The sequence below is a fragment of the Streptomyces paludis genome, from assembly GCF_003344965.1.
Classification (GTDB): domain Bacteria; phylum Actinomycetota; class Actinomycetes; order Streptomycetales; family Streptomycetaceae; genus Streptomyces; species Streptomyces paludis.
The window spans coordinates 3989760-4012785 of record NZ_CP031194.1; the positions used below are offsets into that span (position 1 = coordinate 3989760).

At 71.6% G+C, this 23026-nt stretch carries 21 protein-coding genes; 13 read left to right on the top strand and 8 right to left on the bottom strand.

Translation table 11 applies throughout. The features are described 5' to 3' along the window. Positions 1 to 52: 52 nt before the first annotated feature. From DVK44_RS17635 to DVK44_RS17650, 4 genes are all read right to left on the bottom strand, one after another. Positions 53 to 1033, bottom strand: coding sequence for a GlxA family transcriptional regulator (locus DVK44_RS17635; protein WP_114660517.1), 981 nt, complete (start codon positions 1031 to 1033; stop codon positions 53 to 55). A 42-nt stretch (positions 1034 to 1075) separates the two neighbouring features. Further along, positions 1076 to 1717, bottom strand: coding sequence for an isochorismatase family protein (locus DVK44_RS17640; RefSeq protein ID WP_114660518.1), 642 nt, complete (start codon positions 1715 to 1717; stop codon positions 1076 to 1078). A gap of 106 nt (positions 1718 to 1823) precedes the next feature. Next, positions 1824 to 2885, bottom strand: coding sequence for a hypothetical protein (locus DVK44_RS17645; RefSeq protein ID WP_114660519.1), 1062 nt, complete (start codon positions 2883 to 2885; stop codon positions 1824 to 1826). A gap of 288 nt (positions 2886 to 3173) precedes the next feature. Further along, complete coding sequence (locus DVK44_RS17650; RefSeq protein WP_114660520.1) at positions 3174 to 3548, bottom strand: cupin domain-containing protein; 375 nt, start codon at positions 3546 to 3548, stop codon at positions 3174 to 3176. 69 nt (positions 3549 to 3617) lie between these two features. Here DVK44_RS17650 and DVK44_RS17655 point away from each other — a divergent pair, with 69 nt between their 5' ends. From DVK44_RS17655 to DVK44_RS17695, 9 genes are all read left to right on the top strand, one after another. Beyond that, positions 3618 to 4058, top strand: a complete 441-nt coding sequence (locus tag DVK44_RS17655; protein ID WP_114660521.1) for a MarR family winged helix-turn-helix transcriptional regulator — start codon at positions 3618 to 3620, stop codon at positions 4056 to 4058. 208 nt (positions 4059 to 4266) lie between these two features. Then, positions 4267 to 4677, top strand: coding sequence for a cytidine deaminase family protein (locus DVK44_RS17660; protein ID WP_228447220.1), 411 nt, complete (start codon positions 4267 to 4269; stop codon positions 4675 to 4677). Between the two features lie 29 nt (positions 4678 to 4706). Next, positions 4707 to 5219 (top strand): GNAT family N-acetyltransferase, encoded by a 513-nt coding sequence (locus DVK44_RS17665; RefSeq protein ID WP_114665225.1) that lies wholly within the window; start codon positions 4707 to 4709, stop codon positions 5217 to 5219. A 353-nt stretch (positions 5220 to 5572) separates the two neighbouring features. Next, positions 5573 to 6529 (top strand): hypothetical protein, encoded by a 957-nt coding sequence (locus DVK44_RS17670; protein WP_114660522.1) that lies wholly within the window; start codon positions 5573 to 5575, stop codon positions 6527 to 6529. Between the two features lie 84 nt (positions 6530 to 6613). After that, entirely contained in the window at positions 6614 to 8056 is a 1443-nt protein-coding gene (locus DVK44_RS17675) for a peptidoglycan-binding protein (RefSeq protein WP_228447221.1), read from the top strand. 143 nt (positions 8057 to 8199) lie between these two features. Then, on the top strand, positions 8200 to 8862 hold the full coding sequence (locus DVK44_RS17680) for an ABC transporter ATP-binding protein (protein WP_408055329.1): 663 nt from the start codon (positions 8200 to 8202) through the stop codon (positions 8860 to 8862). Continuing rightward, positions 8859 to 10205 carry an ABC transporter permease gene (locus DVK44_RS17685; RefSeq protein ID WP_228447222.1) on the top strand — a complete coding sequence of 449 codons (1347 nt, stop codon included), beginning with the start codon at positions 8859 to 8861 and terminating at the stop codon, positions 10203 to 10205. Before DVK44_RS17680 ends, DVK44_RS17685 begins: the two co-directional genes overlap by 4 nt. A gap of 251 nt (positions 10206 to 10456) precedes the next feature. Beyond that, positions 10457 to 11044: a SigE family RNA polymerase sigma factor gene (locus DVK44_RS17690; RefSeq protein WP_408055330.1), complete on the top strand. Its 588-nt coding sequence runs from the start codon at positions 10457 to 10459 to the stop codon at positions 11042 to 11044. A gap of 2 nt (positions 11045 to 11046) precedes the next feature. Then, positions 11047 to 12105 carry a hypothetical protein gene (locus DVK44_RS17695; protein WP_114660523.1) on the top strand — a complete coding sequence of 353 codons (1059 nt, stop codon included), beginning with the start codon at positions 11047 to 11049 and terminating at the stop codon, positions 12103 to 12105. Between the two features lie 19 nt (positions 12106 to 12124). Here DVK44_RS17695 and DVK44_RS17700 read toward each other — a convergent pair whose 3' ends face one another. Next, entirely contained in the window at positions 12125 to 13339 is a 1215-nt protein-coding gene (locus DVK44_RS17700) for a glycoside hydrolase family 43 protein (protein ID WP_228447223.1), read from the bottom strand. 1775 nt (positions 13340 to 15114) lie between these two features. Between DVK44_RS17700 and DVK44_RS17705 the strand changes: the two genes are divergently transcribed. The 4 genes from DVK44_RS17705 to DVK44_RS37640 all read left to right on the top strand — a co-directional run bounded on the left by DVK44_RS17705 (position 15115) and on the right by DVK44_RS37640 (position 18535). Continuing rightward, positions 15115 to 15648: a helix-turn-helix domain-containing protein gene (locus DVK44_RS17705; protein ID WP_162793901.1), complete on the top strand. Its 534-nt coding sequence runs from the start codon at positions 15115 to 15117 to the stop codon at positions 15646 to 15648. Positions 15649 to 15746: 98 nt separating this feature from the next. Beyond that, positions 15747 to 16289, top strand: coding sequence for a hypothetical protein (locus DVK44_RS17710; RefSeq protein ID WP_162793903.1), 543 nt, complete (start codon positions 15747 to 15749; stop codon positions 16287 to 16289). Continuing rightward, positions 16282 to 17679 (top strand): MAB_1171c family putative transporter, encoded by a 1398-nt coding sequence (locus DVK44_RS17715; protein WP_162793905.1) that lies wholly within the window; start codon positions 16282 to 16284, stop codon positions 17677 to 17679. The genes DVK44_RS17710 and DVK44_RS17715 overlap by 8 nt, the downstream gene beginning before the upstream one ends. Before the next feature lie 4 nt (positions 17680 to 17683). After that, complete coding sequence (locus DVK44_RS37640; protein ID WP_162793907.1) at positions 17684 to 18535, top strand: oxygenase MpaB family protein; 852 nt, start codon at positions 17684 to 17686, stop codon at positions 18533 to 18535. A 39-nt stretch (positions 18536 to 18574) separates the two neighbouring features. On the opposite strand, the gene DVK44_RS17725 is transcribed toward DVK44_RS37640, so the two are convergent. From DVK44_RS17725 to DVK44_RS17735, 3 genes are all read right to left on the bottom strand, one after another. Next, positions 18575 to 20392 carry an acyltransferase gene (locus DVK44_RS17725; RefSeq protein WP_114660529.1) on the bottom strand — a complete coding sequence of 606 codons (1818 nt, stop codon included), beginning with the start codon at positions 20390 to 20392 and terminating at the stop codon, positions 18575 to 18577. An 86-nt stretch (positions 20393 to 20478) separates the two neighbouring features. After that, positions 20479 to 21651: a polyprenyl synthetase family protein gene (locus tag DVK44_RS17730; protein ID WP_181957479.1), complete on the bottom strand. Its 1173-nt coding sequence runs from the start codon at positions 21649 to 21651 to the stop codon at positions 20479 to 20481. After that, entirely contained in the window at positions 21648 to 22820 is a 1173-nt protein-coding gene (locus DVK44_RS17735) for a tetratricopeptide repeat protein (RefSeq protein WP_114660530.1), read from the bottom strand. The genes DVK44_RS17730 and DVK44_RS17735 overlap by 4 nt, the downstream gene beginning before the upstream one ends. Positions 22821 to 23026: the final 206 nt, after the last annotated feature.

Genomic DNA, 23026 nt, shown 5'->3' on the forward strand with positions numbered 1-23026 from the left:
TCCGGCCGAACGTAGATCCTCGGCGAAGGACCGTCAACGGTGCCGGACGAACTCAGCCCGTACGGGCGCGGAGGCGCCGCAGCATGCGCGCGTCCTCGAAACCGACGGAGCGGGCGGCGGCGTCGAGTGTCGCGCCGTTGCCGACGAGGTGCTGGGCGCGTTCGAGGCGCAGCGTCTGCTGGTAACGGAGCGGGGTGAGCCCGGTGGCGCGGGTGAAGAGGCGGGTGAGGGTGCGCTCGCTGACGCCGACGGCGGCGGCCAGGGCGGTCAGGGGGAGCGGCTCGGCGAAGCGGGCGTCGATGAGGTTCTGGGTACGGTGCACGGTGTCGTCCAGGTGGGACCGGTGCCGCAGCATCGCGCTGGACTGTGGTTCATGGCCGTTGCGACGGGTGTGGACGACCATGTCGCGGGCGACCCGCGCGGCGACGGCGGGCCCGTGCCGTACCGCGACCAGGTGCAGGGCCAGATCGATGCCGCTGGCGATACCGGCCGAGGTGATCACCCGGTCGTCCACGGTGAACAGCACATCGCGGACGACCACCGCGCCGGGGTGGCGCCGGGCCAGCTCGTCCTGGAAGTCGTGGTGGGTGGTGCAGCGCCGCCCGTCGAGCAGCCCGGCCCGGCCGAGCGCGTCGGCCCCGGCGCAGACGCTGGCGACCGTACCGCCGGCGGCGTGGTGGTCCCGGAGGACCTGGAGGGCGGCGGCGCCGATGGGGGGTTGGGCGGCGGGGGCGCCGGTGTTTCCGTCCGCGTGGGCGCTTGTGCTTCCGTCCGCCGGGGTGCCGGTGCCGGTACCGGTGCCGGTGCCGGTCCGCCAGCCGGGCACCAGGATCAGATCCTCGGCCGTGAGCGCGGGCCAGTCGACCCCGGCCACCAGGGGCAGCCCCTGGGCGCTGGGGACCTGGGGCTGCTCGGAGATGTGGGAGAGCGCGTACGGGTACCCGAGGCCGGCGGCCGTGGAGAAGACCTGGGCCGGTCCGGCCAGGTCCAGCAGATGGATCCCGGGCACGAGGAAGAAGACGATACGGCTCACGATCCGGTCATTGTGCCGGAATCTCTGCCCCGGCTGACCTGGTTACTTGACTGCCTCGACCGCGAACTCGGCCCCGGCCTCGATCTGGTCGATCGTCGCGATGGTGGCGAAGCGGCCGGCGAGGGCGTACTCCGTACGCCGGATGGCCTCCTCGGCCGGGAGCGTACGCGGGTCGGCCAGCAGCTCCGCGACGCTCTGGCCTGCGGGGGCGTCGCGGTGGGGGATGGGGTTGGTCGCGGTCGCGTCGATGACGAGGGTGACGTCATAGCCGAGGTCGGCGGCGACGCGGGTGGTCGTCTCCACGCACTGCTCGGTGCGGATACCGCAGACGGTGAGCGCGCGGATGCCGCGCGAGGTGAGGAGTTGTTGCAGGTTGGTGGTGGTGAAGGCGTTGTGCGAGGTCTTGTGGATCAGCGGCTCCGATGCCCCGTCGGCCGCCCGCTCCAGCCCGTCCATCAGCCGGACATGGCCGAGGGCCGGGTCGAAGACACCGCCGCTGCCGGGCTCGGAGTGCAGCACCCACACCACGAGATCCCCGGCCTGACGGGCGAGCTGGACGAGGCGGTGCACCCGGTCGGCGATCTTCGGATCGGAGATGGTCTCCCACAGCGGATGGACGCGGAAGGACTCCTGGACGTCGATGACGATCAGGGCGCGCTCTGTACTGTCTTTGGCTCGGCTCATGGCCTTGAGCCTGGCCGTACGGGTGGGGCCGGCGACAGGCCGTATCGGGTCCGGTGGCGGACCGATCCGGTCAGCGGGGCCGTCAGCGGGGCCGTCAGCGGGGCCGTCACTTACGGCCCCGCTTGCCCTTGCGGCTCTTCAGCCCGGCGGAGGCACGGATCTCGGCGGCGCGACGGGCGGTGTCGACGAGGGTGCGGGCGGGTTCGGAGGAGCCGCCGTCGCCCTTGGCCTCCCCGGCCGTCTCCATCCCCGCCTCCGCCTCCATCTCCGCCTCCATTTCCGTACGGCAGTCGACGCAGACGCCCCGGATCAGCTTCACGGTCGTTTCGTCGTTGTCGCAGCCGATGCACACCATGACGACGCGGTTGACCTCGACGGTCTGCGCGGCGATCGTTCGGGCGTTGACGGGCTCGGGGGGCATCTTGTTCTCCAGACGTGTACGGGCGATCGCGGCGGGGCTGTGCAACGGTGACGGCAGGCCGGCGGTCAGGGCGACGGTGAGATGGTCCGGCGTCGCGCCTCTGGCCAGCCACTTGGCGGCGAGCCCCTCCAGCGCGGCGCACTCGGCGGCGGACAGGGTCATACGGGCGTCGGCGCGGCCGAGTTGGGCGAGGGTGAGGTACGCGAGGGAACGGGCGGTGGCGGCCGAAGAGCCTGCCGGCTGCGCCTCCGCCTCCGGCGCGGTCTCCGCCTCCGTCCCCGGCGCCTGATCCCGTACCTGCTGGCGCTCGCGCTCGCGCTCGCGCTCCCGCTCCCGCTCCGTCACGTCAACCCCGCACAGACCCCGTACGAACGTCTTCCACCAGGCGTCGTCCCTGGACGTACGCGAGAAGTAGGTCCGGGTCACCCAGCGGAAGCTGTTGTCCGCCAGCAGCAAGTGCTCCTTGATCAGGCGCAGATGACCGGCATCGGAGAGGCGCCGGAGCGAACTGGCGCACGCCTGCTGTCCGTAGGCGGCGATGTTCGCGGCGAGGGCTTTGTACCCGATGGCGGAGCCTTCGGGCAGCCGGTCGATGTACGCGGCGATCGACGCTTCCCGTGGGTACAGATGTACGAAGTCGGCTTCGCTGCGCGGAAGTTGTTCGGGCGCGGAGCGCTTGCCGTACCCCGGATTGGCTAAGGGGTGTGCGGGCGCGGGCGGGGCGGGGCTACAGTCGGCGGCAGCCATCGTGCATGTGCTCCTGTCTTTACTGTCTTCGGCAGCCGCACATGCCCTGTAGGCGAGGCCCTGGTTCGGTGCTTGGAACACCAGCCGGGGCCGCTTTATGCGGCAGATGCCGCGAACGCTAGACCTTCATCACGTTACGTTGCAAGCTGAACGCTAATTGTCATACTGCCTGCTCATAGCCATGTTCCTCGTGCCGTGACCACATAGGTTCGCCGGGTTGGCGGTCGTGACGGCCTCCTCGTCGCCGCAGCCTGAAGAACCCGGCGAACCTGCGCGGTCACCGGCGCGCTAGTGAGCCCAGGGTGGTGTGATGGTGTTGCCGTCAGCCAGTTTGGCGGTGAGCCCGACACGTGTGGTGACCCACATGTGGGCGGGCTGGCCGGTGGTGTTGGCGACCGCGAGTGCGGAGCCCGCAGGCGCCACTGCCGCGTCACCTGCGCGGAGTTCGGCGCTCTCGCCGTCGATGGTGAGCTGGAGGCGACCGGAGAGGGCGTAGAAGGTCTCCTCGTGGCTGATCGTGTGGGTCGGCCCCGCCGTTGCGGCCGGGATTTCGACGCGCCAGGCGGCGAGGTCCCGGCTGCCGGTGTCCGGACGGACGTAGGAAACGAAACGGCCACCGTGAATCTCGTGCACGACGGCCTCTTCACTGCGGATGAACGGCATGCTCCAGCCTCCTCTAGACAAGTAACTTGTCTATATAGACAAGCGGATTGACGAGTTATAGTCAAGGCCATGGATGACGCCTTGGCCTTCTCCGCGCTCGTGCTGGCACTCTCCGGACAACTGGTGCAGGAAATCCACACCAGCGTGTCCCAGCAGGGATTCGAGGACCTACGCCCCGCACACGGCTTCGCCTTCGCCCGCATCTCCGCAGGCGGCGCCACCGCGGCCGACCTGGCCGAGCACCTGGGGGTGACCAAGCAGGCCGCCGCCCAACTGGTCGAGGAGCTGGTCCGAAAGGGGTACGTGGAGCGGCATCCCCACCCGCACGATGCCCGTGCCCGCCTCCTGGGGCTGACCGAGACCGGCTGGGCCGCTACGCGTGCCGCCGACCGGGCAGCCCGGGCTGCCGTCGCATCGTGGCGAGAAGCACTGGGCCAGGCGCGCTTCGGCGAACTCGTCGCCGACCTGACACTCCTCGCACCGCCGGGACCGATCCGCCCTGCCTGGTGAACCGAGGCCCGCCGCCCTGGAGACCGCAGGCCGTAGCGGTTGAGGGAAGGTAGGGGAGGGAGGGAGGTTTCCCACCACCACCCAAACCAAAGGGAAGGCTCGAAGCCCGAGACCCGACCCCCGAGCCCCGAAGCCCGGGGCTCAAGCCCCGGAACGCCCCTGGGAATCCAGTGGCCTTGGGGCGGTGGGGGCCAGTACCTTCCGACGGGTGACAGCCACCTCGAACAGTGACCTCATCGCCGCCGCCGATGCCGTGCTGAACCCCCACATGGTGGGCGGTCGGCTGTTCGGCGATGTGGCGTCCACGCTGGTGACCGAGGCGGGCGGGGTGTACTCGGGCGTGTGCATCGACACCGGCTCGGGCACGGGCTTCTGCGCGGAGCACGCGGCCATCGCCGCCATGGTGACCGCCGGTGAGTACCGGATCACGAAGGTGGTCGCCGTGTGGCGCAGCGACGAGGGCATTCTGCACGTACTGCCGCCGTGCGGACGGTGCCGGGAGTTCATACGGCAGATCGACCCGGCGAACCTGGACACCGAAGTGGTCCTCGCCCGCGACAGGTCGGCAAGGCTCCGGGAACTGCTGCCCGCCCATGAATGGCCCGCCCCGCTGGACTGACGCGTCCCCGGACGGGGATGATCGGCCTCATGAGTACGGTCCTGTACGGAGCCCAGGTGACCCTCCGCCCGTCGACGGCGGCCGATATCCCGGCGCTGGCCGCGATCCGGTCCACGCCGGAGGTGTACGCGCGCTGGCGCGGCGGCGACGATCTGACGGCGGCGGTGGCCGAGGATCTCGGGGATCCCGAGGCCCGGAGCTTCACGGTCGAGCTGGCCGGTGAGGTGGCCGGGGCCATTCAGTGGGGCGCCGAGGAGGACCCGGACTACCGGCATGCCAGCATCGACGTCTATCTCGACCCGGCCGTGCACGGCCGCGGCCTCGGCGCCGACGCCGTACGCACCCTGGCGCGCCACCTGATCGACGAGCACGGCTACCGCCGGCTGGTCATCGACCCGGCCGCCGACAACGCCGCCGCCATCGGCTGCTACCGCAAGGTCGGCTTCCGCGAGGTGGGCATCATGCGGCAGTACGAGCGCGGTCCGGACGGCAGCTGGCACGACGGTCTGCTGATGGACATGCTGGCGGAGGACTTGGCGTAGGGGCGCGCGCGCCGGTGGCGTAGCCCTGCCCTGCCGTACGGCTGGCTGACCGCCCCCGTACGGCTGATGCACGCGGTCCGGCAGATGTCGCTGAGTTGAGCGCGCCCCGCGCCCCGCGACCCGCTCCGGAACCGGCTCCGGAACCCGCTCCGCAATCCGCGAAAACTTTTTTCGATGGCCTGACAACCTCACGGGCGGGTCATCCCGTTCTCACGCCCATGAAGCACTTCACGGCGCCCGGAGCGCCCCGAGCCCACCGAGCGCTCGGCAGCTGACAGACCCGTCGGCAGACCCACCGACACACCCCGCGGTCCCCTCCCTAGCACCCCTGCGAACAGAGAGATGTCCTGGACATGTCAAAGAAGCCTTCGATTCTTCTCCCCACGATTCTGGCCGCAGTCCTCCTCCCCCTGACCGCCTGCGCCGGCGGCGAGGTGTCCGGCGACACCTCCGCCGGCGCGAAGGCGGGCTCCGGCTCCGGCTCCGGCTCCGGTACGGACGCCGGCGGCGGCACCGCGGACGAGAAGACGCAGCAGCGGGTGAAGGACAACGACGCCTACGAGAAGCTGCTCGCCGCCTGCATGAAGAAGGCCGGCTTCGAGCACACCCCGAACCTCGGCGACATCTACGCCGTCAGCACCGCGATGGCGGCGATCTCGGGCGCGGACTACGAGCTGGCCAAGAAGTACCGGGAGAAGTACGGCTTCGGCGGCTCCAACGCCACCACCGTCTACCCGAACGACGGCGAGCTGAAGTCCGCAGGGCAGAAGCAGACCCCCAACCAGGCGTACCACGAGAGCCTCACCGAGAGCCAGCAGGACGCCTACATGATCGCCCGGGCCGGCAAGGACTACGCGACCAACAACGGCAGGCCGAAGGGGTGCGAGGGATCCGCCCGCACCGAGGTGTACGGGTCGGACGCCGACATCGACGCGAAGGACAAGGCGGGCGCGGAGGCCGACAAGGCGAACGCGCTGAAGCTGAACGGCGATGCCGAGCTGGTCAAGCTGGCCCAGTCCTACGCGTCCTGCCTCACCGCGGCGGGACTTGAGCCGGCCAACACCCAGCCGACCGAGATCGGCGAGGAGATCCGGCTCACTGGTGGTGCCGCCGGGGCCGGGGCCAGTGGCGGGGCCGCCGGCGCCGTCGTCCCCGTCGGCGAGGAGAAGTCGGTGGACGAGGCCAAGGTCCTCCTCACGAAGGAGATCGAGATCGCGCTGAAGGATTTGGAGTGCGGCAAGGAGTTCCGCGCCGCCTACTTCCCGAAATTCCAGCAGAACCCGACCTACCGCGGCAACGGCGCCGGCTGACGCGCCACACGCCAGCACCACTCGTCACACCACCACGACTGATCACACCCCCACTACTCACAACACCGGCGGAGGCAACGGCTGATGGCCAGGCGCAGCAGTGACGGAGACGGCGGCACACGCCGTAAGAAGAGCGGCGGCGGCAGCACCAGCCGCCGCAAGCTGGGCGTGGTGGTCGGTGTGATCGTGCTGGTCGGCGCGGGCGGCTGGTTCGCCGGTACGCAGGTGAAGTCCCCGGCCGACGCCGCCGCCGGGCACACGCCCCCGAAGCCCGGACCGGTGACGGTGGCGGTCGAGGAGCGCGACCTCACCGCGACCGTGGTGGCCACCGGAACCGTCGAATTCTCCTCGCCGCAGAGCCTCACCCTGGCCGGCCAGGTCGGCAGCAGCGGCCCGGGCGACGAGTCCGTCGAGCAGCGGGTGACGAAGGCGCCGGCTGTTGGCACTGTACTGAAGGAGGGGGACGTCCTGATGTCGGTGAGCGGGCGTCCGGTGTTCGTGCTGAGCGGGACGGTCCCGATGTACCGCTCGATCGTGCCCGGCACCAAGGGGGAGGACGTCACCCAGCTCCAGGAAGCGCTGCGGCGGATCGGCTTCGCCCCGGGAACACAGAGCGGTACGTACCTCTCGGGGACCGCCGACGCGGTCACCCAGTGGTACAAGGCCAGGGGCTTCGAGGCGCAGGCCCCGACCGAGAAGGACAAGCAGGAGCTGACACAACTTCAGCAAGCCGTGAATGCCGCTCAGTTGGCTCTGATCGGCGCGAAGGACTCCGAGTCGGAGAAGAAGACCAAAGAACTGGAGCTGAAATCGGCCCAGATGAGCCTGGACTCCGCCAACTCGGCGCTCTCCAGCTTCAACGCGTCCTACGGCACCAAGATCCCGGCCGGTGAGGTGATCTTCCTGCCCAAGCTGCCGGTGCGCGTCGACAAGGTGAAGGTGAAGGCCGGCGACACCCCCGCCGGGGAGCTGGGCACGGTGACCGGCTCCGAGCTGATGGTCCAGGCCGTGGTGCCGGGCGCCGACGCCGTGCTCCTGAAGAAGGGCATGACCGTGGACATCGAGGCCCAGGGCGGAACGGCGCAGGGCAAGGTGGAGGCGATCGGCGACGATGCCAAGCCCGGCACCGGCAAGGAGGGCGGCGCCGGTTCCGGCGGTACGGACGGCTCGACGGACGGCTCGACGGGCGGCTCGACGGACGACGGTACGGGCGGCTCCGGGGCGTCCGGCGGCGCGGCCCCGGCGCAGCTGCGTATCTCGGTGGCGGACATGGACCTGCTGAAGGACTCCGCCGGGACCTCCGTCAAGGTGACGATCAAGGTCGGCACCTCGGGCGGTTCGGTGCTGGCGGTCCCGGTCGCCGCCGTCCGCAGCGCGGAGAACGGCGGCACCCGGGTCAAGGTGCAGCGTGACGGCAAGGTGGTCGAGGTGGCCGTGACCACGGGCATCTCGGCGGGCGGCTTCGTCGAGGTCAAGGCGGACGGGGGCGCGCTGAAGAAGGGCGACCACGTGGTGGTGGGTCAGTGATCTTCTCAGGGACCAGAAGGAAGCCCGGTACCGGTGCAGGTACAGGTACAGGTACAGGTACCGATACCGATACCGGTTCCGGTACCGATACGACGGCGGACATCACCCCCGCCCCTGCGGACACCGTCATCCAACTCACCGGCGTGGAGCGCTCGTTCCCCACCGACCCCCCGGTGTACGCGCTGCGTGGCGTCGATCTGACGGTCGCCCGGGGCCAGCACGTGTCGATCGTCGGGCCGTCCGGCTCCGGCAAGTCGACACTGCTCAACACACTGGGGCTGCTGGACCGGCCCACCTCGGGCTCGTACCTGCTGGACGGTGTGGAGACCACCGGGCTCGGCGACCTGGAGCGCACCTCGCTGCGCGGCAGCCGGATCGGCTTCGTCTTCCAGGCGTTCCACCTGCTGTCGTACCGGACGGTGGACGAGAACGTGATGATGGCCGAGACCTACCGCCGTCCCCGCCAAGGACGCGGGCGCGCCGGGCGCCGGGAGCGGGCTCTGGAGGCGCTGGAACGGGTGGGTCTCGGGCACCGCTCGGGCTTCCGCCCGGACCGGCTCTCCGGAGGCGAACGCCAACGCGTCGCCATCGCCCGCGCGTTGGTCAGCGATCCGGCGCTTCTGCTGTGCGACGAGCCCACCGGCAACCTCGACAGCGAGAACACCCTCTCGGTGCTGGAACTCTTCGACGACCTGTGCGCGCAGGGGATGACGCTGGTGGTGATCACCCACGACGAGGAGGTGAGCCGGCGCGCCGGGATGCGGGTGCGGATCACGGACGGCCGTCTCACCGTGGAGGGCCGATGAACGCCGGCTCGCCCGTTGGCCCGTACGTCGATCCGTACTCCGCCCCGCAGATTGTTTCGACCAACGGACCGGCCGATGACCGAGGGGAGGAGCCGAAGGCCCGGCGGCGGCGGACGCGTCTCGGCATAGAGCGCCCGTGGATGGATCCCCGGGATCTGTGGCTGGAGTCGCTGGCCGGTGTCATGGCGCGCCCCTTGCGCTCGGCGCTGACCACCCTGGGTACGGTCCTGGGCATCACCACACTGGTCATCACCATCGGTGTGGCGGCCACCGCCGGCAATCAGATCGTCGGCCGGTTCGACGCCCTCACCGCCACCTCGGTCGCCGTTACGGTGCCACCCCCGCCGCCCGGTGCGCAGTCCGTTCCGCTGGTGTCCTGGAGCGGACCCGAGCAGGTCGAGCGCCTCAGCGGCGTCGAGTCGGCCGCCGCGCTGGGCACCTCCGACAAGACCGCCAACGTACGGGTACGGGCCAACGAGGTGGTGTCGCCGGGCGTGACGAACGGCACCACCCTCGCCGTGACCGCCTCGACCCTGAATCTGCCGGCGGCGGTACGCGGCGAGATGACCGCGGGACGGTTCTTCGACGCCGGTGACATCGCCGGACACGACCGGGTCGTCGTCCTCGGCGACCAGGCGGCGGAGCTGCTGGGCATCACGTCGGTGGAGGACTCCCCGGCGGTGTTCTTCGCGGACCAGTCCTACACGGTGATCGGGATCCTCGGCGGGATCCGGCGCGAACAGCAGCTCTCCACCTCGGTGATCGTCCCGTACACCACGGCGGGGGAGCGGCTGGGGCTGGAGAACGTCAGCCGGGTGCTGGTGAACACCGTGCTGGGGGCGGCCCAGCAGGTCGCCCGGCAGGCGCCGATCGCGCTCTCGCCCGGGCATGAGGGCTCGCTCGCCGTGGAGTCGCCGGCCGACCTTTCCAAGGCGAAGAAGAACGTGGAGGGCGACGTCAACGGCCTCTTCCTCGTCCTCGGGCTGGTGTCCCTGGTGGTGGGCGCGATCGGCATCGCGAACGTCACGCTGGTGACGGTGATGGAGCGGGTCGGTGAGATCGGCCTGCGCCGGGCGCTGGGCGCGTCGCGGCGGCAGATCGCCTTCCAGTTCCTGCTGGAGTCGACGACGATCGGGCTGCTGGGCGGCGTCATCGGCGCTGTGGCGGGCATCGTCATCGTGGTCGGTGTGTCCATCACCAAGGAGTGGACGCCGGTGCTCGATCTGCGGCTCGCGGTGGGCGCGCCGGTCGCGGGGGCGCTGGTCGGGCTGCTCGCCGGGCTCTACCCGTCGCTCCGCGCGGCGCGGATGGAGCCGGTTGACGCGCTGCGCGGTCCGGCGTGACGATCACGTACAGGCCCCCACCGCATGCGCGCCCACCACCAAGGTCCGCGCCGAAAAGATCCCCGCCGTAGTCCCCTCCGTAGTCCCCGCCGTAAAAGTCCCTGAGAAATTCCAGTGAACCTGACAACCTCCCGGCCCTGTCATCCCGTTGACCCCCGCATGACGCACTCCGCACCGCCCGGCGCCGGACATCCCGTGCCCCGCCGCTCCCCGTCGCACGCCGCCGCCGACGTGCCTGGCGGTGAGGGCTGTTGAGCTGGGGACCGGGCCGGGGGGCAGGGCGGGGGGCGGGCCGGAGACCGGGCCAGGGCGCGACGGAACTGGAGTCGTCGTTCGAGGAGTTCGCGCGCTCGCGTCAGCGGCAGCTGCGCCGGGCCGCCTATCTGCTCTGCGGGGACTGGCACTTGGCCGAGGACCTGACCCAGGCATCCCTGGCGAAGGTCTTCGCGGTGTGGCGCCGGGTGGAGCGGACGGAGTCCCCGGACGCGTACACCCGTAAGGTGCTGTATCGGACGTTTGTGGACGAGACCCGCCGTCAGCGCTGGTGGGAACGGCCCGGGACACACCAGTACGACGTGGTGGCCGCGCCCCAGGACTCGGAGCTACGGGTGACACTGCTCGACGCGCTGCGCCAACTGCCCGCGCGCAGCAGGGCGGTGCTCGTACTGCGCTTCTGGGAGGACCAGAGTGTGGAGGCGACGGCGGCGGCCCTGGGATGCAGCACCGGCACGGTGAAGAGCCAGACCTCCCGGGGGCTGGCCGCACTGCGCCGGATCCTCGGCGACACCCCTCTGGAGGGGGAGTCGCACGGCACCAGCTACACAATGGCGGAGTGGTAGGGATGACGCAGGTCAACCAGGACAACCAGGACAACCAGGACAGCGAAGGCAACGAGAGCAGCCGGGGCGGCGGCGTGGGTGGCCGGGGCGGCGCCGGCCAGGACCCGGGTGAGGGCTTCGCCCGGGCGCTGGAACGGCTGGACGCCGGCGCGGAACCGCCCATGCCCGACCTGGTCAGGGCCTCGATCGCACAGGGCTACCGGATCCGTACCCGCCGCCGGGTCTCCACCGCGCTCGGCTCGGCCGTGGGGGTGCTGGTGCTGGCGGGCGGTGCCATGACACTGCCCTCGATGCTGAGCGGTCTCCGCGTCGACCGCCCCTCGGGCGGGGTCACCACCGCCACGGTGCCCGGGCCCAGGACGATGCCGGGGATCCTGTATCCGAGCGCTTCGGCGCTGCATACGGCGTACCCGAACAGCTCCCTGAAGCTGACGGAGGCGAGCCCGCGCGATGCCGTCGTCCCGGGCCGCTACTTCCGGCTGACGGGGGCCGGGGTGCCGGACGGCTCGCTGCTCTACGTCGCCGCTTTTCCGACGGTCACGGAAGCCCGGGACGCGCGGCAGGCTCTGGCGGCGGGCGAGTGTGTGAGTCTCGCCGGCCAGTACGTCACCACGCCCTGGAAGGACCACGCGTGGTGTACGGAGCCCACCGTCCTGCGGAAGAACAAGGCCGAGCTGCAAGCCTTCACACCGACGAACGGGCCGAGCACGCCGACCCCCGTTGACTTGGGCGCCGCCCAGCCGCTAGCCGACGCCACCACCGGCCGGCCGGCCGTCGGGGTGACGTACGTGACCGAGGACGGCTGGACGGTCCAGGTGGTGGCGGGCGCCCTGGACGGCGCCACGGCGGCCTCCACGGCGGGCCGCGCCCCGGCCCCCAACGCGGTCACGTCGTCCGGTGTCCCTCCGCTGCCCGTGGCGACGGCCGCACCCGACGAGAACGACGGCTTGTCCGGGCCCGCGCCGGTGGCGACCGGGGATGTTGTCTCGCTGAGGACCTTGGTCATGGACCTGGCCACCAGCGACCGGCTGCTGGAACTCCTGCTGGAGTCGACCGACTGAAGGATCCCTACTCGAATCCCTACTCGAAGAACCTCAGGCTGGCACCGGTGTTGCTGGTGGCGCCGGGGACATTGGCGCGGGTGTACGTGGTGTTCCCCCACCAGACGAACGTACCGTTACGCCACTGCCGGGCCGACCAGGAGTAGGGCGTGCCCTTCGGGACCGCGTGGTAGACGAAGGGGGCCCGGGGGCCGGCCGGCGGGCTGTTGTTGATGTCGCCGTCGAGCAGGGCGAAGGAGTTGCTGCCGGGGCCGTTGACCTTCGAGGTGGCGGGCCAGCCCTTCATCATGGTGGCGGGGTTGGAGCCGAACAGACAGCCGTTGGACTTGTACCAGTCCCAGATATAGGTGGGGTTGCCGCCCTTGCGCAGCCGCAGTTCGCCGAGGCAGTACTGGTCGCTCCAGGAGCCGTTGGCCGAGTACACGATGTGCAGCAGACCCTCGGGGTCCTTGAGCGGAATCGGCGCCTCGTTGATGTACGGCTTGCCGACCTTGCGCTCCCAGCTCTCGCGGGGCTGGGAGATGATGTAGCGGGGGCCGGTCGGGGTGGTCGGGCCGCTCATCTTGACGATGTAGAGGTTCTGCTCCGAACCGTTGGTGGCCTTGGACCAGCCGGACCACACCATCCAGAGCTGGTTGTTGTACCGGAAGACAGAGCCGTCGATGGCCCACATGTCGTCCGGCAGCGCGATCTTCTGCGCGGTGCCGTAACCCGTGTTGGGCGAGTCCGAGCTGATGGCGTACATACGGTGGGCCGCGCTCTTGCCGCCCGTGAAGTAGATGTAGTACTTGGCGCCGACCTTCACCAGCTTCGGCGCCCAGATGTCACCGATACCCGGGTCGGTCCAGACCTTCTTGGAGGCGACGTTGGCCAGCCCGGCGAGGGTGGGCGCGGACCGGACGGCGATACCGCCCCCGATCGTCTTCACCGCGTGGTAGGTGCTCCCCACCTTGATCACACTGGGGTCGGCGCCGGGGACGTAGGTGTCGGCAGCGGCGGCGGCGGTGGTGATGGAGTCCGAGCCGGACGCCGAGCCGGACCCAGAGCCGGAGTTGGCTGTCACTGACGTGTCCTTCGCCCCTGTCGCCTCCTCGGCCTGCTCTGCCGCCTCAGCCTCCTTCTCCTCCTTCGCCTCCTTCTCCTTCGACGCGGCGGCCGGGGGCGCCGGTGTGGATTCGTCCCCGCTGAAGGCGCAGGCCGTCGGCATTGCGGTGGCCGCGAGGACAGTTGCCATCAGAAGGGCGCGACGGGGTGTCATTTTCAGTTTGCGAGGCGTGGCCATGATCCTGCCTAAATCAATCAATATTTACGCAACGGGGAGAGGCACTCGATGCTCGGAGGAGCGGCGGGCATACGAAGCCGTGACGGTGGTACAGGAGTTCCTCGGCACATCGGACGGACCTGCCGCCCGGCCAACTGGGCCTTAGCGTAAGGGAGTCGAGGTCGGCTGAATGTGCGCATGACGTAACAGCTCTGTCATGAGCCACACGCGTGGGTGTGCGCCGCGCTGGTCACGGTGGGGTTGTCGGGTGCGGGTCAGAGCGGCGTTGAGTGGGGTGTGCCGGTGGCGGGGGTTGTTGGGTGTGGGGCCGCCCCTCCTGCTTTGAGTGTCGCGTCTCCGGTGGAGGTGTAAAGGGCGCTCCTTCGTCGCGTCGGCTTCGCCGATTGCGCTGCGCTTCACCCTTGACACCTCCCCCGGAGCCGCAAGTGCAGGTGCGGGAGGGGCGGCCGGGGGGAAGGGGGGCCCGAGGGGTGGTGCCGTGCTGCCACTCGGCTCAGGGTCCGGCGGGCCGGTGGGCCCTGCGGGGCTGCGCAGCAGAGGAATGGGGTGGTCCGACACCGGCTCAGCGGCCGACCGTCCGCTGTCGGCTGAGACTCAAGCCCCGCTGGTCACCGTTGCGTTGTGGTGCCCGGAAGGCCGGCGGGTCCTGCGGCCCGGCCGGGTCTGCGGGCCGGACACCCCGCCCGCCTGTCCCATATGGTCTGGTTTGGTGGTCCGTTGGAGGTCCCCTCGGGCGGCACATGTGTCCTCAGGTGCATTAGCGGCCCTCCGGGACGCATGGGCGGCCATCAGGGGCCCGCTTGGCGTCACACGCGTCCCGGCAGGCACCTTCCCGCGCCGCCGGACGGGGTCCGCTGCCCGCCTGCCCGATATGGGCTGGTTTGGTGGAGTGTTGGGGGCTCTTGGGCTGGCACATGTGTCCTGAGGTGCATTAGGAGCACTCCAGGACGCACGGATCACCCTCACGGGACCACTCGTCGGCACCCGCGTCCCAGTAACCCCACAACCCACACAACGGTGACCAGCGGGGCTTGGATCGCAACCAACAGCGGGCCGCTGGCCGCTGAGCCGGTGCCGAGTCACCCCATTCCTCTGTCGCGTAGCCCCGCAGGGCCCACCCGCCCGCCGGACCCTGAGCCGAGTGGCAGGACAGCGGACCCCCCCCGGGCCCCCCTCCCCCCGGCCGCCCCCCCTCTCCCGTACGCGCGCCGGAAGGGGAGGTGTCAAGGGTGAAGCGCAGCGTAATCGGCGTAGCCGACGCGACGAAGGAGCGCCCTTTACTCCTCCCCTGGAGGCGCGACACTGGCAGGAGGAGGGGCGGCCCGGCAGGCACCTGGCGTTCAGCGCCTCGCTCCCGTACACCCCGGTCTACCTCTTGGTCCACCGGGTCGTCATCGGTCCACCCCGACAGGGTTCCGGCCGCCTCGTCGCTCGCTGGGGTCCATGCCCGGCGCCGGGTGCTGTTGCCCACCCCCGTGGGGCAGCTGCACCCGGCGCCTGCGCGTGCCGCTCGCCTGGGGCGGGCGGCCGTGGGGCGCGCACAGCGCCAAGGGTGTCGATCCTGAAGGTGAGGCGAGCGAAAGTCAACTAACGTGGATTGAAGGAGTGAGGGCCAAGGGCCGCTCCCTGGGAAGGCGTTATTTTGGGCGTTTTATTCTTCACGATCGTGTAATGGCCACGCAGGGCTTGATCCCCGGCCGACAGCGAAGAGTTCTATGATCCGGCGCATGAACACCGATTCTTCGCTTGACTTCGCGGCTCGCTTCCGGCGTGTGATCTCGGTGATCTACCCGAAGGATCTGGGGCGCCCCTGGCGCGACTCGGAGATCGCCGAGGGGACCGGCCTGAGCGGCACGTATATCGGGAATCTCCGCAAGGGCACCCAGAAGCCGAGCCTGGAGAATGCGGTGAAGATCGCCAAGTTCTTCGGTGTGCCGCTGGATTACTTCAGCGATTCGGCCACCGCGCTGGCCGTGGAACGGGACTTGCGGAAGATCGAGGCCCTGCGGGACGCTCGGGTGGAGCGCATCGCGATGCGGGCGGCCGGATTGCCTCCGGAGATGCAGGACGCCGCTCTCACCGTGGTGGAGCAATTGCGGAAGGCGGTCGGGCTGCCCGACGGCGGCGACGACGGTGGTGACGGCGACGACGGCAGTGACGGCGGTGACAGCGGTGACGGCGGTGGCGACGACCGGTCCGGGGGCAGTACGCCGGCCACCGGCCGTACGACGGACCCGTCCGGCGATCGCCCCTCGGCGTGACCGGGTCCGGGGCGGGGTCCGAGGCCGCCGAGGCCGGTTATGAGCTGACGCCGTTGGGGCGCTGGCAACCGGCCGGCACCGATGCTGATGAGGATGACGTGCGAGATCTGGGACGTACCCGCCGCCGGATGCGGGCCAAGGTCAGGGAGCTGGACCTGCCGCGGCTGCGTACGGTGGAGGAGCTGACCGCGGCGGTCGCGGACCGGGTCGGGCGTCCCGTACGGCTCGTACCCCGCCGGATGCGGGTCGGGGAGCCGTCCGGATTCGTCGAGCGGCGCGCGGACGTCGACGTCATCCACTTCGAGCAGGAGACCTCCGGTCTGCACCAGGCCCACATCATCTGCCACGAACTGGCCCACCTCCTCTGCGGCCACCTCGCCGAAGCGCCCGCACAGAACGCGCAGGACGCCGACGGTGCGCAGGACGCCGATGGCTCCGAGACCGGCCACGTGGAGTTGTCCACCATCGACCCCGACATGCTCCGGCTCGTCCTCGGCCGTTCCCACTACGACGCCGTGGCCGAGGAGGAGGCCGAGATCCTGGGCGCCGAGCTGACCCGTACGCTCGTCCTGGCCCCCGGAGCGGGGACGACCTCCCAGCTGGCGCCCGCGCTGGAGCATCGCAAGGGGCAGAATGTTTGAGCTGTCGGCAGCGACGTCCGCTGCGGCGTCGGTCGCGACGTCCGCTGCGACATCGGTCGCGACGTCCGGCGTGCCCATCTCCGCCGCGCCCATCTCCGACGCCCCGTTCAACGTCGTCTACCTCACCATCGGCACCCTGGCCTGGGCCGTCGCCGTACTGAAGTTCCGGGCCTGGCGCCGCGATCCGTCCCCCGGGCTGCTCGTCGTCGCCCTCACGATCGCCTCGCCCGCCACCGCCTTCGTGGTGGCCGCGCCGGTGGTGTACCGGCTGATCGACCGGCTCGCGCACCGCGGCAATCTGGCGACGCTCCTCGTCTACCTGGGCATCACCGGCTTCTCCGCCGCGGCCGTCGTGCTGGCCCGGATGTGGGCGCCGCCCCAGGGCGGCGCGGGGGCCGGCGGCCACGCCCACACGCTCACCCACACGCAGCCGCAGCCGCAGGCGTGGGACGCGGCCACCGCCGACACCTGGCGGCAGGTACGGCGGCGGCTCGCGGTCTTCGCCGTGCTGGTCGTCGCGATGGTCGTCCTGTTCCTCACCGGGGGAGCGCACACCCCCGAGACCCCCCTCACCTTCGACACCACCTTCGCCACCGAACCCCGTATCGCCGCGTTCCTCGTCATCTACCAGGCGCTGTTCGGCTTCGCACTGGTCGACATCAGCCGTGTCTTCCTCGGCCACGCCGCCCGGCTGCCGGCCGGACCACTGCGGCGCGGCATCCGGCAGCTCGCCCTCGGTGGGTTCGTCGCCTGCGGGTATGTGGTGTGCAAGGTCGTCGCGATCGGCGCCGCCGCCCGTGGTGTCACCGGCACGGAGTGGCTGAGCACCGCCCTGGGGCCGGTCTTCGCCGCGCTCGGCGCCGTCCTCATCACGACCGGCTTCGCCGGCCCGGCCGTCGCCGCCTGGACGCGCCGCCGCCGCGACTACCGCGCCCTCCGGCCGCTCTGGGACCTGGTGTACGGCGTGGACGGCCGGCTGGCGCTCGAAGCGCCCGCGTCGCGCTGGACGGAGCGGCTGGCGGTACGCGACCTGGAGTGGCGCACCGCCCGGCGCGGTCTGGAGATACGGGACGGCCAGCTCACACTGCGGCCCTGGAGCGACCCCGGTGTGATCGCCGCCGCGCACCGGCTCGCCGACCGGGCCGGTCTCGACGACGCGGACCGCGCCGCCCTGGTCGTCGCCGCCTCCCTGCGCCACGCCGCCGACGCGCTGCGCGCCGGCGTACCGCCCCGCGCCCGCGAGGACCAGCCCCAACTGCCGGGCCTCGACACGGAACCGGCCGAGGAGCGAGCCCACCTCGTGCGCGTCGCCCGCTGTCTCTCCGCGCCCCTGACCGGCGAGGTGCTGGCCGCCGCCGGCGCCGCCGGCGCCGACACGAACCCCCGGTGATCCCGTGACGCCCGACCCCGACCCGGGCTCCCACGCCCACTCCGACCCCGACCCCGGCTCCTGCCCCAGCCTCGCCCCCAACTCCGACCCCGACCCCGCGCCGGGCGCCCCGCCCCCGTACGACCCCTCCCGTACCCACCGCGCCTACGCCCGCCTCATGCTGGAGACGATGCCCGAGGAGTCCCGGATCGGGCTCACCCTGGGCTTTGTCCGTACGTTCGGCATCCCCGGCATCGCGCGTGTGCTGGCCGGCACCGGGCGGATGGAGGCCGCGGCCAAGGCGCGGGCGAAGGCGACCGGTGTGGCGATGTTCGCGCTGATCGGGTCGGGGGTGGACACCGAGGCGGGGCGGCCGGTGGTGGCGGGGCTGCGGCGGGTGCACGAACGGCCGGGCATCACAACCGAGTTGATGCGGTACGTGATGGCGTGCTTCACGGTGTGTCCGCTGCGCTTCATCGACGAGCACGGCCACCGTGCCGTCACGGACGAGGAGCGGGAGGGCGCGTACGCGTTCCACACCGGCCTGCTCGCCGCGCTCGGGCTGCCCCGGCCACCGGACGAGCGCCAACTCACTGACGTGGAAAGGTGGATGAGCGCGTACGAGAACCGCCACTTCTCGCCCACCCCGCAGGGCCGCGCCCTCTGGGCCGCCACCAGCGCCGGGCTGCTGGCGGCCCGGCTGCCCCGGGCGCTGGCGCCGCTCGCCCCGGCGGTCGCCGCCGCGCTGCTGGACCCGCCGCTGCGCGCGGCACTGGACGTACGGCCGCCGCGCGCGCCGGTGCGGCGGCTCGTGGCGTACGGGCTACGGACGCGGTCCCGGTCGGGGGCGCGGACCGGAGCCCGGTCGGGGGCGTAACAAGCCCCGGACCGGCACCGCTCGGACGCGTAACAAGCCCTACTGGACGGCGGCCATGGCGAACAACGCGGCTGCGCCAGGCGCCGGTTCCGGCCGGTGCACACCGCGCGGCCGGTACTCCAGGCGGTCCGCCACTCCCACCAGATCGGCCAGCAGCCAGACGATGGCCAGCCACATCTCGGTGCCCTGCAACCCCGGCTCCCGGCCCGGCCCCGAGCCGCCCTCGCCCGCCGGGCCGAAGCCGAACCCGGCGCCGTCGTGCCAGCGTCCCAGCGCCTGCGTCAGCTGCTGCCCGGCCCACGCCCGTACCTCGTCGGACCGGTGGCGGGTCTGGCGGCCCGCGAGCCACAACGGGTGTGCCACGTCAAGTACGTTGCACGCGTTCTGGCGGCCCTCCGCGAACCATCGCGGCTCGGCGGAGTGGGCCAGCACGGTGTCCACCACCCGCTCCGGGTACGGCACCGGAACCCCGAACTGCGCGAACGAGCCGCGCGTCAGCCGGTAGTAGCCGTTGACCATCTGGAGCCGGGCTTCGGCGGGTGAGGGTGGGGTGGCGGGCGCCCCGCCACCCCACATCCCCGTCCACGGGTCCACCCGCGTACCCAGCCAGCCGAACAGCGCCTCCAGCGCGCCGCTCTGCCCGCTCGCCTGCCCGCTCGCCGGCCCATCCTGCCCCAGAGCGAGGTTGCGGTACGCGCCGGTCGCCCAGCAGTCCACCCACGCGCCGGCCGACCACGCCCGCGTCCCCCACGGCAACGCGGCCAGCCGGGCGACCAGTTGCTCGGCCGTCATCCGCCGTACCGCGTGCACCGGGTGGGTGAACCGGGACCCCAGAAGCTCCAGCGCGTACCCCACCGACAGCACGTGGTACTCGGCCGCGCCGTCCTCGATCCAGCCGTCGGCGGCCGGCGCGGGCAGGGTGCCCGGGACGCTGTCGGTGCCGCCGCCCGGGGCGAGTTCGGGCACCAGCCCGCTTGCCGGATCCTGAAGTGCGCATAGCCGCTCGGCGTGTTCGGCGGCGGGCAGTTGTGCCGGTGGGGCGTTCAGCAGCAGATCGGCGATCTCGACCGCGTCGCAGTGTGCGCGTACGGTCGCGGGGGCGCCCGGCCGGTCGCTGTAGCGGCCGGTGGTGTCGTTCCAGGAGCGGGCCAGGACGGCGGCGGCCTGCGCCCGGGCGCGCTCAGAGAAGCGCGCCACGGCGTCGCCCGTATGCGTTGTGCCCGTACGCGATGGGTGGCTCCCGCCCCGACGGTCGCGGAGCGGGCGGGCCGGGTTTCCGGCGGCGATCGTCCACAGCGCCAGATCCTTGGTGACGACCGCGCCCGCCCCCACCACACAGTGGTCACCGATCGTCACCCCGTCCAGGACCACAACGTTCGAGCCGATCCACACGTCGTCCCCGAGGACGATGCCCTCGCTCGTGAGCGGCTGCCGGTGCACGGGCGCGTCCGGAGCGAAGCCGTGATTGAAGCCGAGCAGCGAGCTGTGCGCGCCGATACGGACCCCGTTGCCGAGCGTCACCCGGCCCCGTACCGTCGCGTACGGATTGACCGTGCAGTCGCGCCCGGCCCGGATCTCACCGGTGACGTAGGCGTGCCCCGCGATGTACGAGTCGGCGCCCAGGCTCAGCGCATCGGGGAACACGCCCGCCGCCGGGGAGACGTAACAGCGCGGCCCCAGACTCGCGCCGGCATCGGCCAGCCGCTTCTGGTGCGCGGCCTGCGCCGCGTGTTGTGCGGCGGAGGCCCGTCGCGCGAAGTCCCAGGGGCAGTAGTCGAAGTAGGAATCCTCCACGGGGCCGTCCGGGGTCGCACTGTCCGGGGGCGGGCTGTCCTGCGCCGAGCTGTCCGAGTCCATGCCCGCGAGTGTAGAGAGCGCTTTCTGTCCGGACAATCCCCCCGGGAACGGACCAACGGACTACCCCCGCGCGAGCGCGGCGGCGCTCACGCCGTCCGGTGGAGCAGATACGTGAGCAGTACGTCCAGCTCCCGCGACGCCCGGGGCGCCAGCGCGGCCCCACGCAGGCACGTACGGGCGGCGTCGAGATGCCGGCGCGCCTCCGCGAGCGTGGCGGCGCGCCCGCCGGCCCGGTCGACGAGGGTGGCGGCGTGGGCGGCCGTCGCGTCGTCGAGGGGGTGGGGGGAGCTGAGCAGCGCCGCGAGTTCCCGCCCGGCGCGGCCGTCTCCCGCGTCGAGCGCCGCGAGCGCGGCGAGGACGGGGTACGTCTTCTTCCGCTGCCGCAGGTCGCCGTGGACGGGTTTGCCGGTCACGGCCGGATCGCCCCAGACGCCGAGCAGGTCGTCAACGGCCTGGAACGCCACGCCCAGATGGCGCCCGGCCCGGTCCAGCGCGGCGATGGTGCCGGGGCCCGCCCCGCCGAGCAGCGCGCCGAGGGCGGCGGCGCAGCCGAGGAGTGTGCCGGTCTTGCGCTCGGCCATGGCCCGGTACTCGTCGGGCCGTACGGCGTCGGGCCCGGTCCATGGCCGGCGCTCGAAGAGCAGATCCTCGGCCTGGCCGTGCACGAGCCCGGTCAGCGTTGTGGACAGTCGCCGCACGGCGTCGGCGGTGTGGGTGGGCGGTGTCGTCTCGGCGAGCGTCTGTACGGCGAGCGCGAACAGCGCGTCCCCGGCGAGGACGGCCGGTCCGGTGCCGTACGCCTTCCACACGGCGGGCCGCTGCCGGCGTGTGCCGTCCCCGTCCATGATGTCGTCGTGCAACAGCGAGAAGGCGTGCACGAGTTCGACGGCGACCGCGCCGGGCACCGCCCGCTCCCCGGCCGCCCTGGCTGCCTCGTCAGCCCCGGCCACCCCGGCCACCCCGGCCACCCTGTCTGCCCCGGCGGCCCCTGCGGCCTCGGCGCCCAGCACGGCGAGTGCCTGCCGTACGCCTTTGCCTTGGGACGCTCCCGGTTTCGGGGCGCCGCCCACCTCGCTCCAGCCGAGTGCGTACGCGGCCATCTCCCCGGTCCACGGCTCCAGCCGGCCGACGGCGGCGGCCAGCGCGGGCCGTACCAACTCCCGGCAGCGGGACAGGATTTCGGGCGCATGGGCGAGATCGGCGGCCGCCGGGGAGGCGGCACTCGTGTGCGCGGGCGCGACTGCGGAGGCCCCCGTCACAGCGCCCCCTGACGCAGACCCGAGACCGCCCCCGGCTCCGGCCCGGACTCCGAGTCCATGTCCGAACCCGGCTCCAGCCCCAGTTCCGTCGTCGCCCGGTCGACCATGTCGCGCGCGTGCCGCAGCCCGATACGGTCCAGGACATCGCGCAGCTCGGCCAGTTCGGTGGCCGTCTCCGCGCTGTCGCGGCCCAGCCGGGCGCGGGCCTTGGTGAGGCCGAGGCGGGCGAGGGCGGAGCCCCGGGGTTCGTTCATCGCGTCGAACTCGGCCAGCGCCTGCGCGTAACCGTCCCGCGCCTCCTCGTAACGACCGGCACGGTAAAGGACGTTGGCGCGCATCTTGTGGTTGTAGGCGAGCGCGCTGGACAACTCCATCGAGCGGCAGGTGATTTCGGCCTCGGCGAGCAGGGTCAGGGCTCGTTCCGTATCGCCGTCCCGTACGGACACCACGTCCGCTATCCCGCGCAGCGCCCAGGCCCGTCCCCGGTGGTCGTCGGCGGCGCCCGCGGTCTCGGCGGCCTCCTCGAAGAGGGCGAGAGCGGTGTCGTACGAACCGGTGTTCCGGTGCATCTGCGCGATGCCCTCCAGCGCCCACACGGTGTGCCGCGCCTCGCCGCGTCGGCGGGCCTCGGCCAGGAGCTTCTCGTGGAGTTCGCCGACGGCGCGGTAGTCGCCCTGGATACGGCCCGTCTCGGCCAGCCCGGCGAGCGAGTAGCCGCGTACGACCACATCGCCCCCGCGCTCGCCCAGCTCGGCCGCGAGCCCCAGCAGCCGGTACGCGAGCGGCAGCGCGCCGCGCTGCCGGGCGAGTGTGCCGCCGCTCCACAGTGCCCAGGCCATTGCCCCGGTGTCCTCGCCGGAGCGGGCCGCGCGGTAGCTGGCCTTCCACGCGAGGTCGGCCTCCGCGATCCGGCCGAGCCGCCGGTACGCCTCCGCCACGGCGAGCCCGCAGCGCGCCATCTCTCCCCACTGCCCGGCCTTCTCGGCGGCGTGCAGCTCCTCGATCCCCTTGGCGAGCACATCGGTCAGCGACGAGTTCACGGACAGTGAACCGAGCGCGCCCTGATACTCCGGCGCGAACGCCTTGCCGCGTACGACCGGCTCTGCCTGCCCTGCTGCCCGCCCCTCTGTCTGGCCCCGTACTTCTGTAGTCCCACTGGTGGTCGTCATGTGCGGTTCTCCTGTTCACGTTCCCCGCCAAAACGCTATGAGGCAAACGGAGTTGGCGAATCCGCCTTCGAGTTGGTCATGGCGTAGTACTCAGGTGCCACAGGAGGTGGCCGGGGTAGTCAGTGCGATGTACGCGTTACGGGTGTGACGTATGTGCACGGGCACACCTCTAAGGTGGGCGGGCGACGGTGGTACGAGGGGGAATG

What these genes read in the sequence shown, in the direction of transcription:
- DVK44_RS17640 (WP_114660518.1), bottom strand. Translation starts at nt 1,717, where the DNA reads ATGAGCCGAGCCAAAGACAGTACAGAGCGCGCCCTGATCGTCATCGAC.
- DVK44_RS17645 (WP_114660519.1), bottom strand. Translation starts at nt 2,885, where the DNA reads ATGGCTGCCGCCGACTGTAGCCCCGCCCCGCCCGCGCCCGCACACCCC.
- DVK44_RS17650 (WP_114660520.1), bottom strand. Translation starts at nt 3,548, where the DNA reads ATGCCGTTCATCCGCAGTGAAGAGGCCGTCGTGCACGAGATTCACGGT.
- DVK44_RS17655 (WP_114660521.1), top strand. Translation starts at nt 3,618, where the DNA reads ATGGATGACGCCTTGGCCTTCTCCGCGCTCGTGCTGGCACTCTCCGGA.
- DVK44_RS17665 (WP_114665225.1), top strand. Translation starts at nt 4,707, where the DNA reads ATGAGTACGGTCCTGTACGGAGCCCAGGTGACCCTCCGCCCGTCGACG.
- DVK44_RS17670 (WP_114660522.1), top strand. Translation starts at nt 5,573, where the DNA reads ATGTCAAAGAAGCCTTCGATTCTTCTCCCCACGATTCTGGCCGCAGTC.
- DVK44_RS17675 (WP_228447221.1), top strand. Translation starts at nt 6,614, where the DNA reads ATGGCCAGGCGCAGCAGTGACGGAGACGGCGGCACACGCCGTAAGAAG.
- DVK44_RS17685 (WP_228447222.1), top strand. Translation starts at nt 8,859, where the DNA reads ATGAACGCCGGCTCGCCCGTTGGCCCGTACGTCGATCCGTACTCCGCC.
- DVK44_RS17695 (WP_114660523.1), top strand. Translation starts at nt 11,047, where the DNA reads ATGACGCAGGTCAACCAGGACAACCAGGACAACCAGGACAGCGAAGGC.
- DVK44_RS17700 (WP_228447223.1), bottom strand. Translation starts at nt 13,339, where the DNA reads ATGGCAACTGTCCTCGCGGCCACCGCAATGCCGACGGCCTGCGCCTTC.
- DVK44_RS17705 (WP_162793901.1), top strand. Translation starts at nt 15,115, where the DNA reads ATGAACACCGATTCTTCGCTTGACTTCGCGGCTCGCTTCCGGCGTGTG.
- DVK44_RS17715 (WP_162793905.1), top strand. Translation starts at nt 16,282, where the DNA reads ATGTTTGAGCTGTCGGCAGCGACGTCCGCTGCGGCGTCGGTCGCGACG.
- DVK44_RS17725 (WP_114660529.1), bottom strand. Translation starts at nt 20,392, where the DNA reads ATGGACTCGGACAGCTCGGCGCAGGACAGCCCGCCCCCGGACAGTGCG.
- DVK44_RS17735 (WP_114660530.1), bottom strand. Translation starts at nt 22,820, where the DNA reads ATGACGACCACCAGTGGGACTACAGAAGTACGGGGCCAGACAGAGGGG.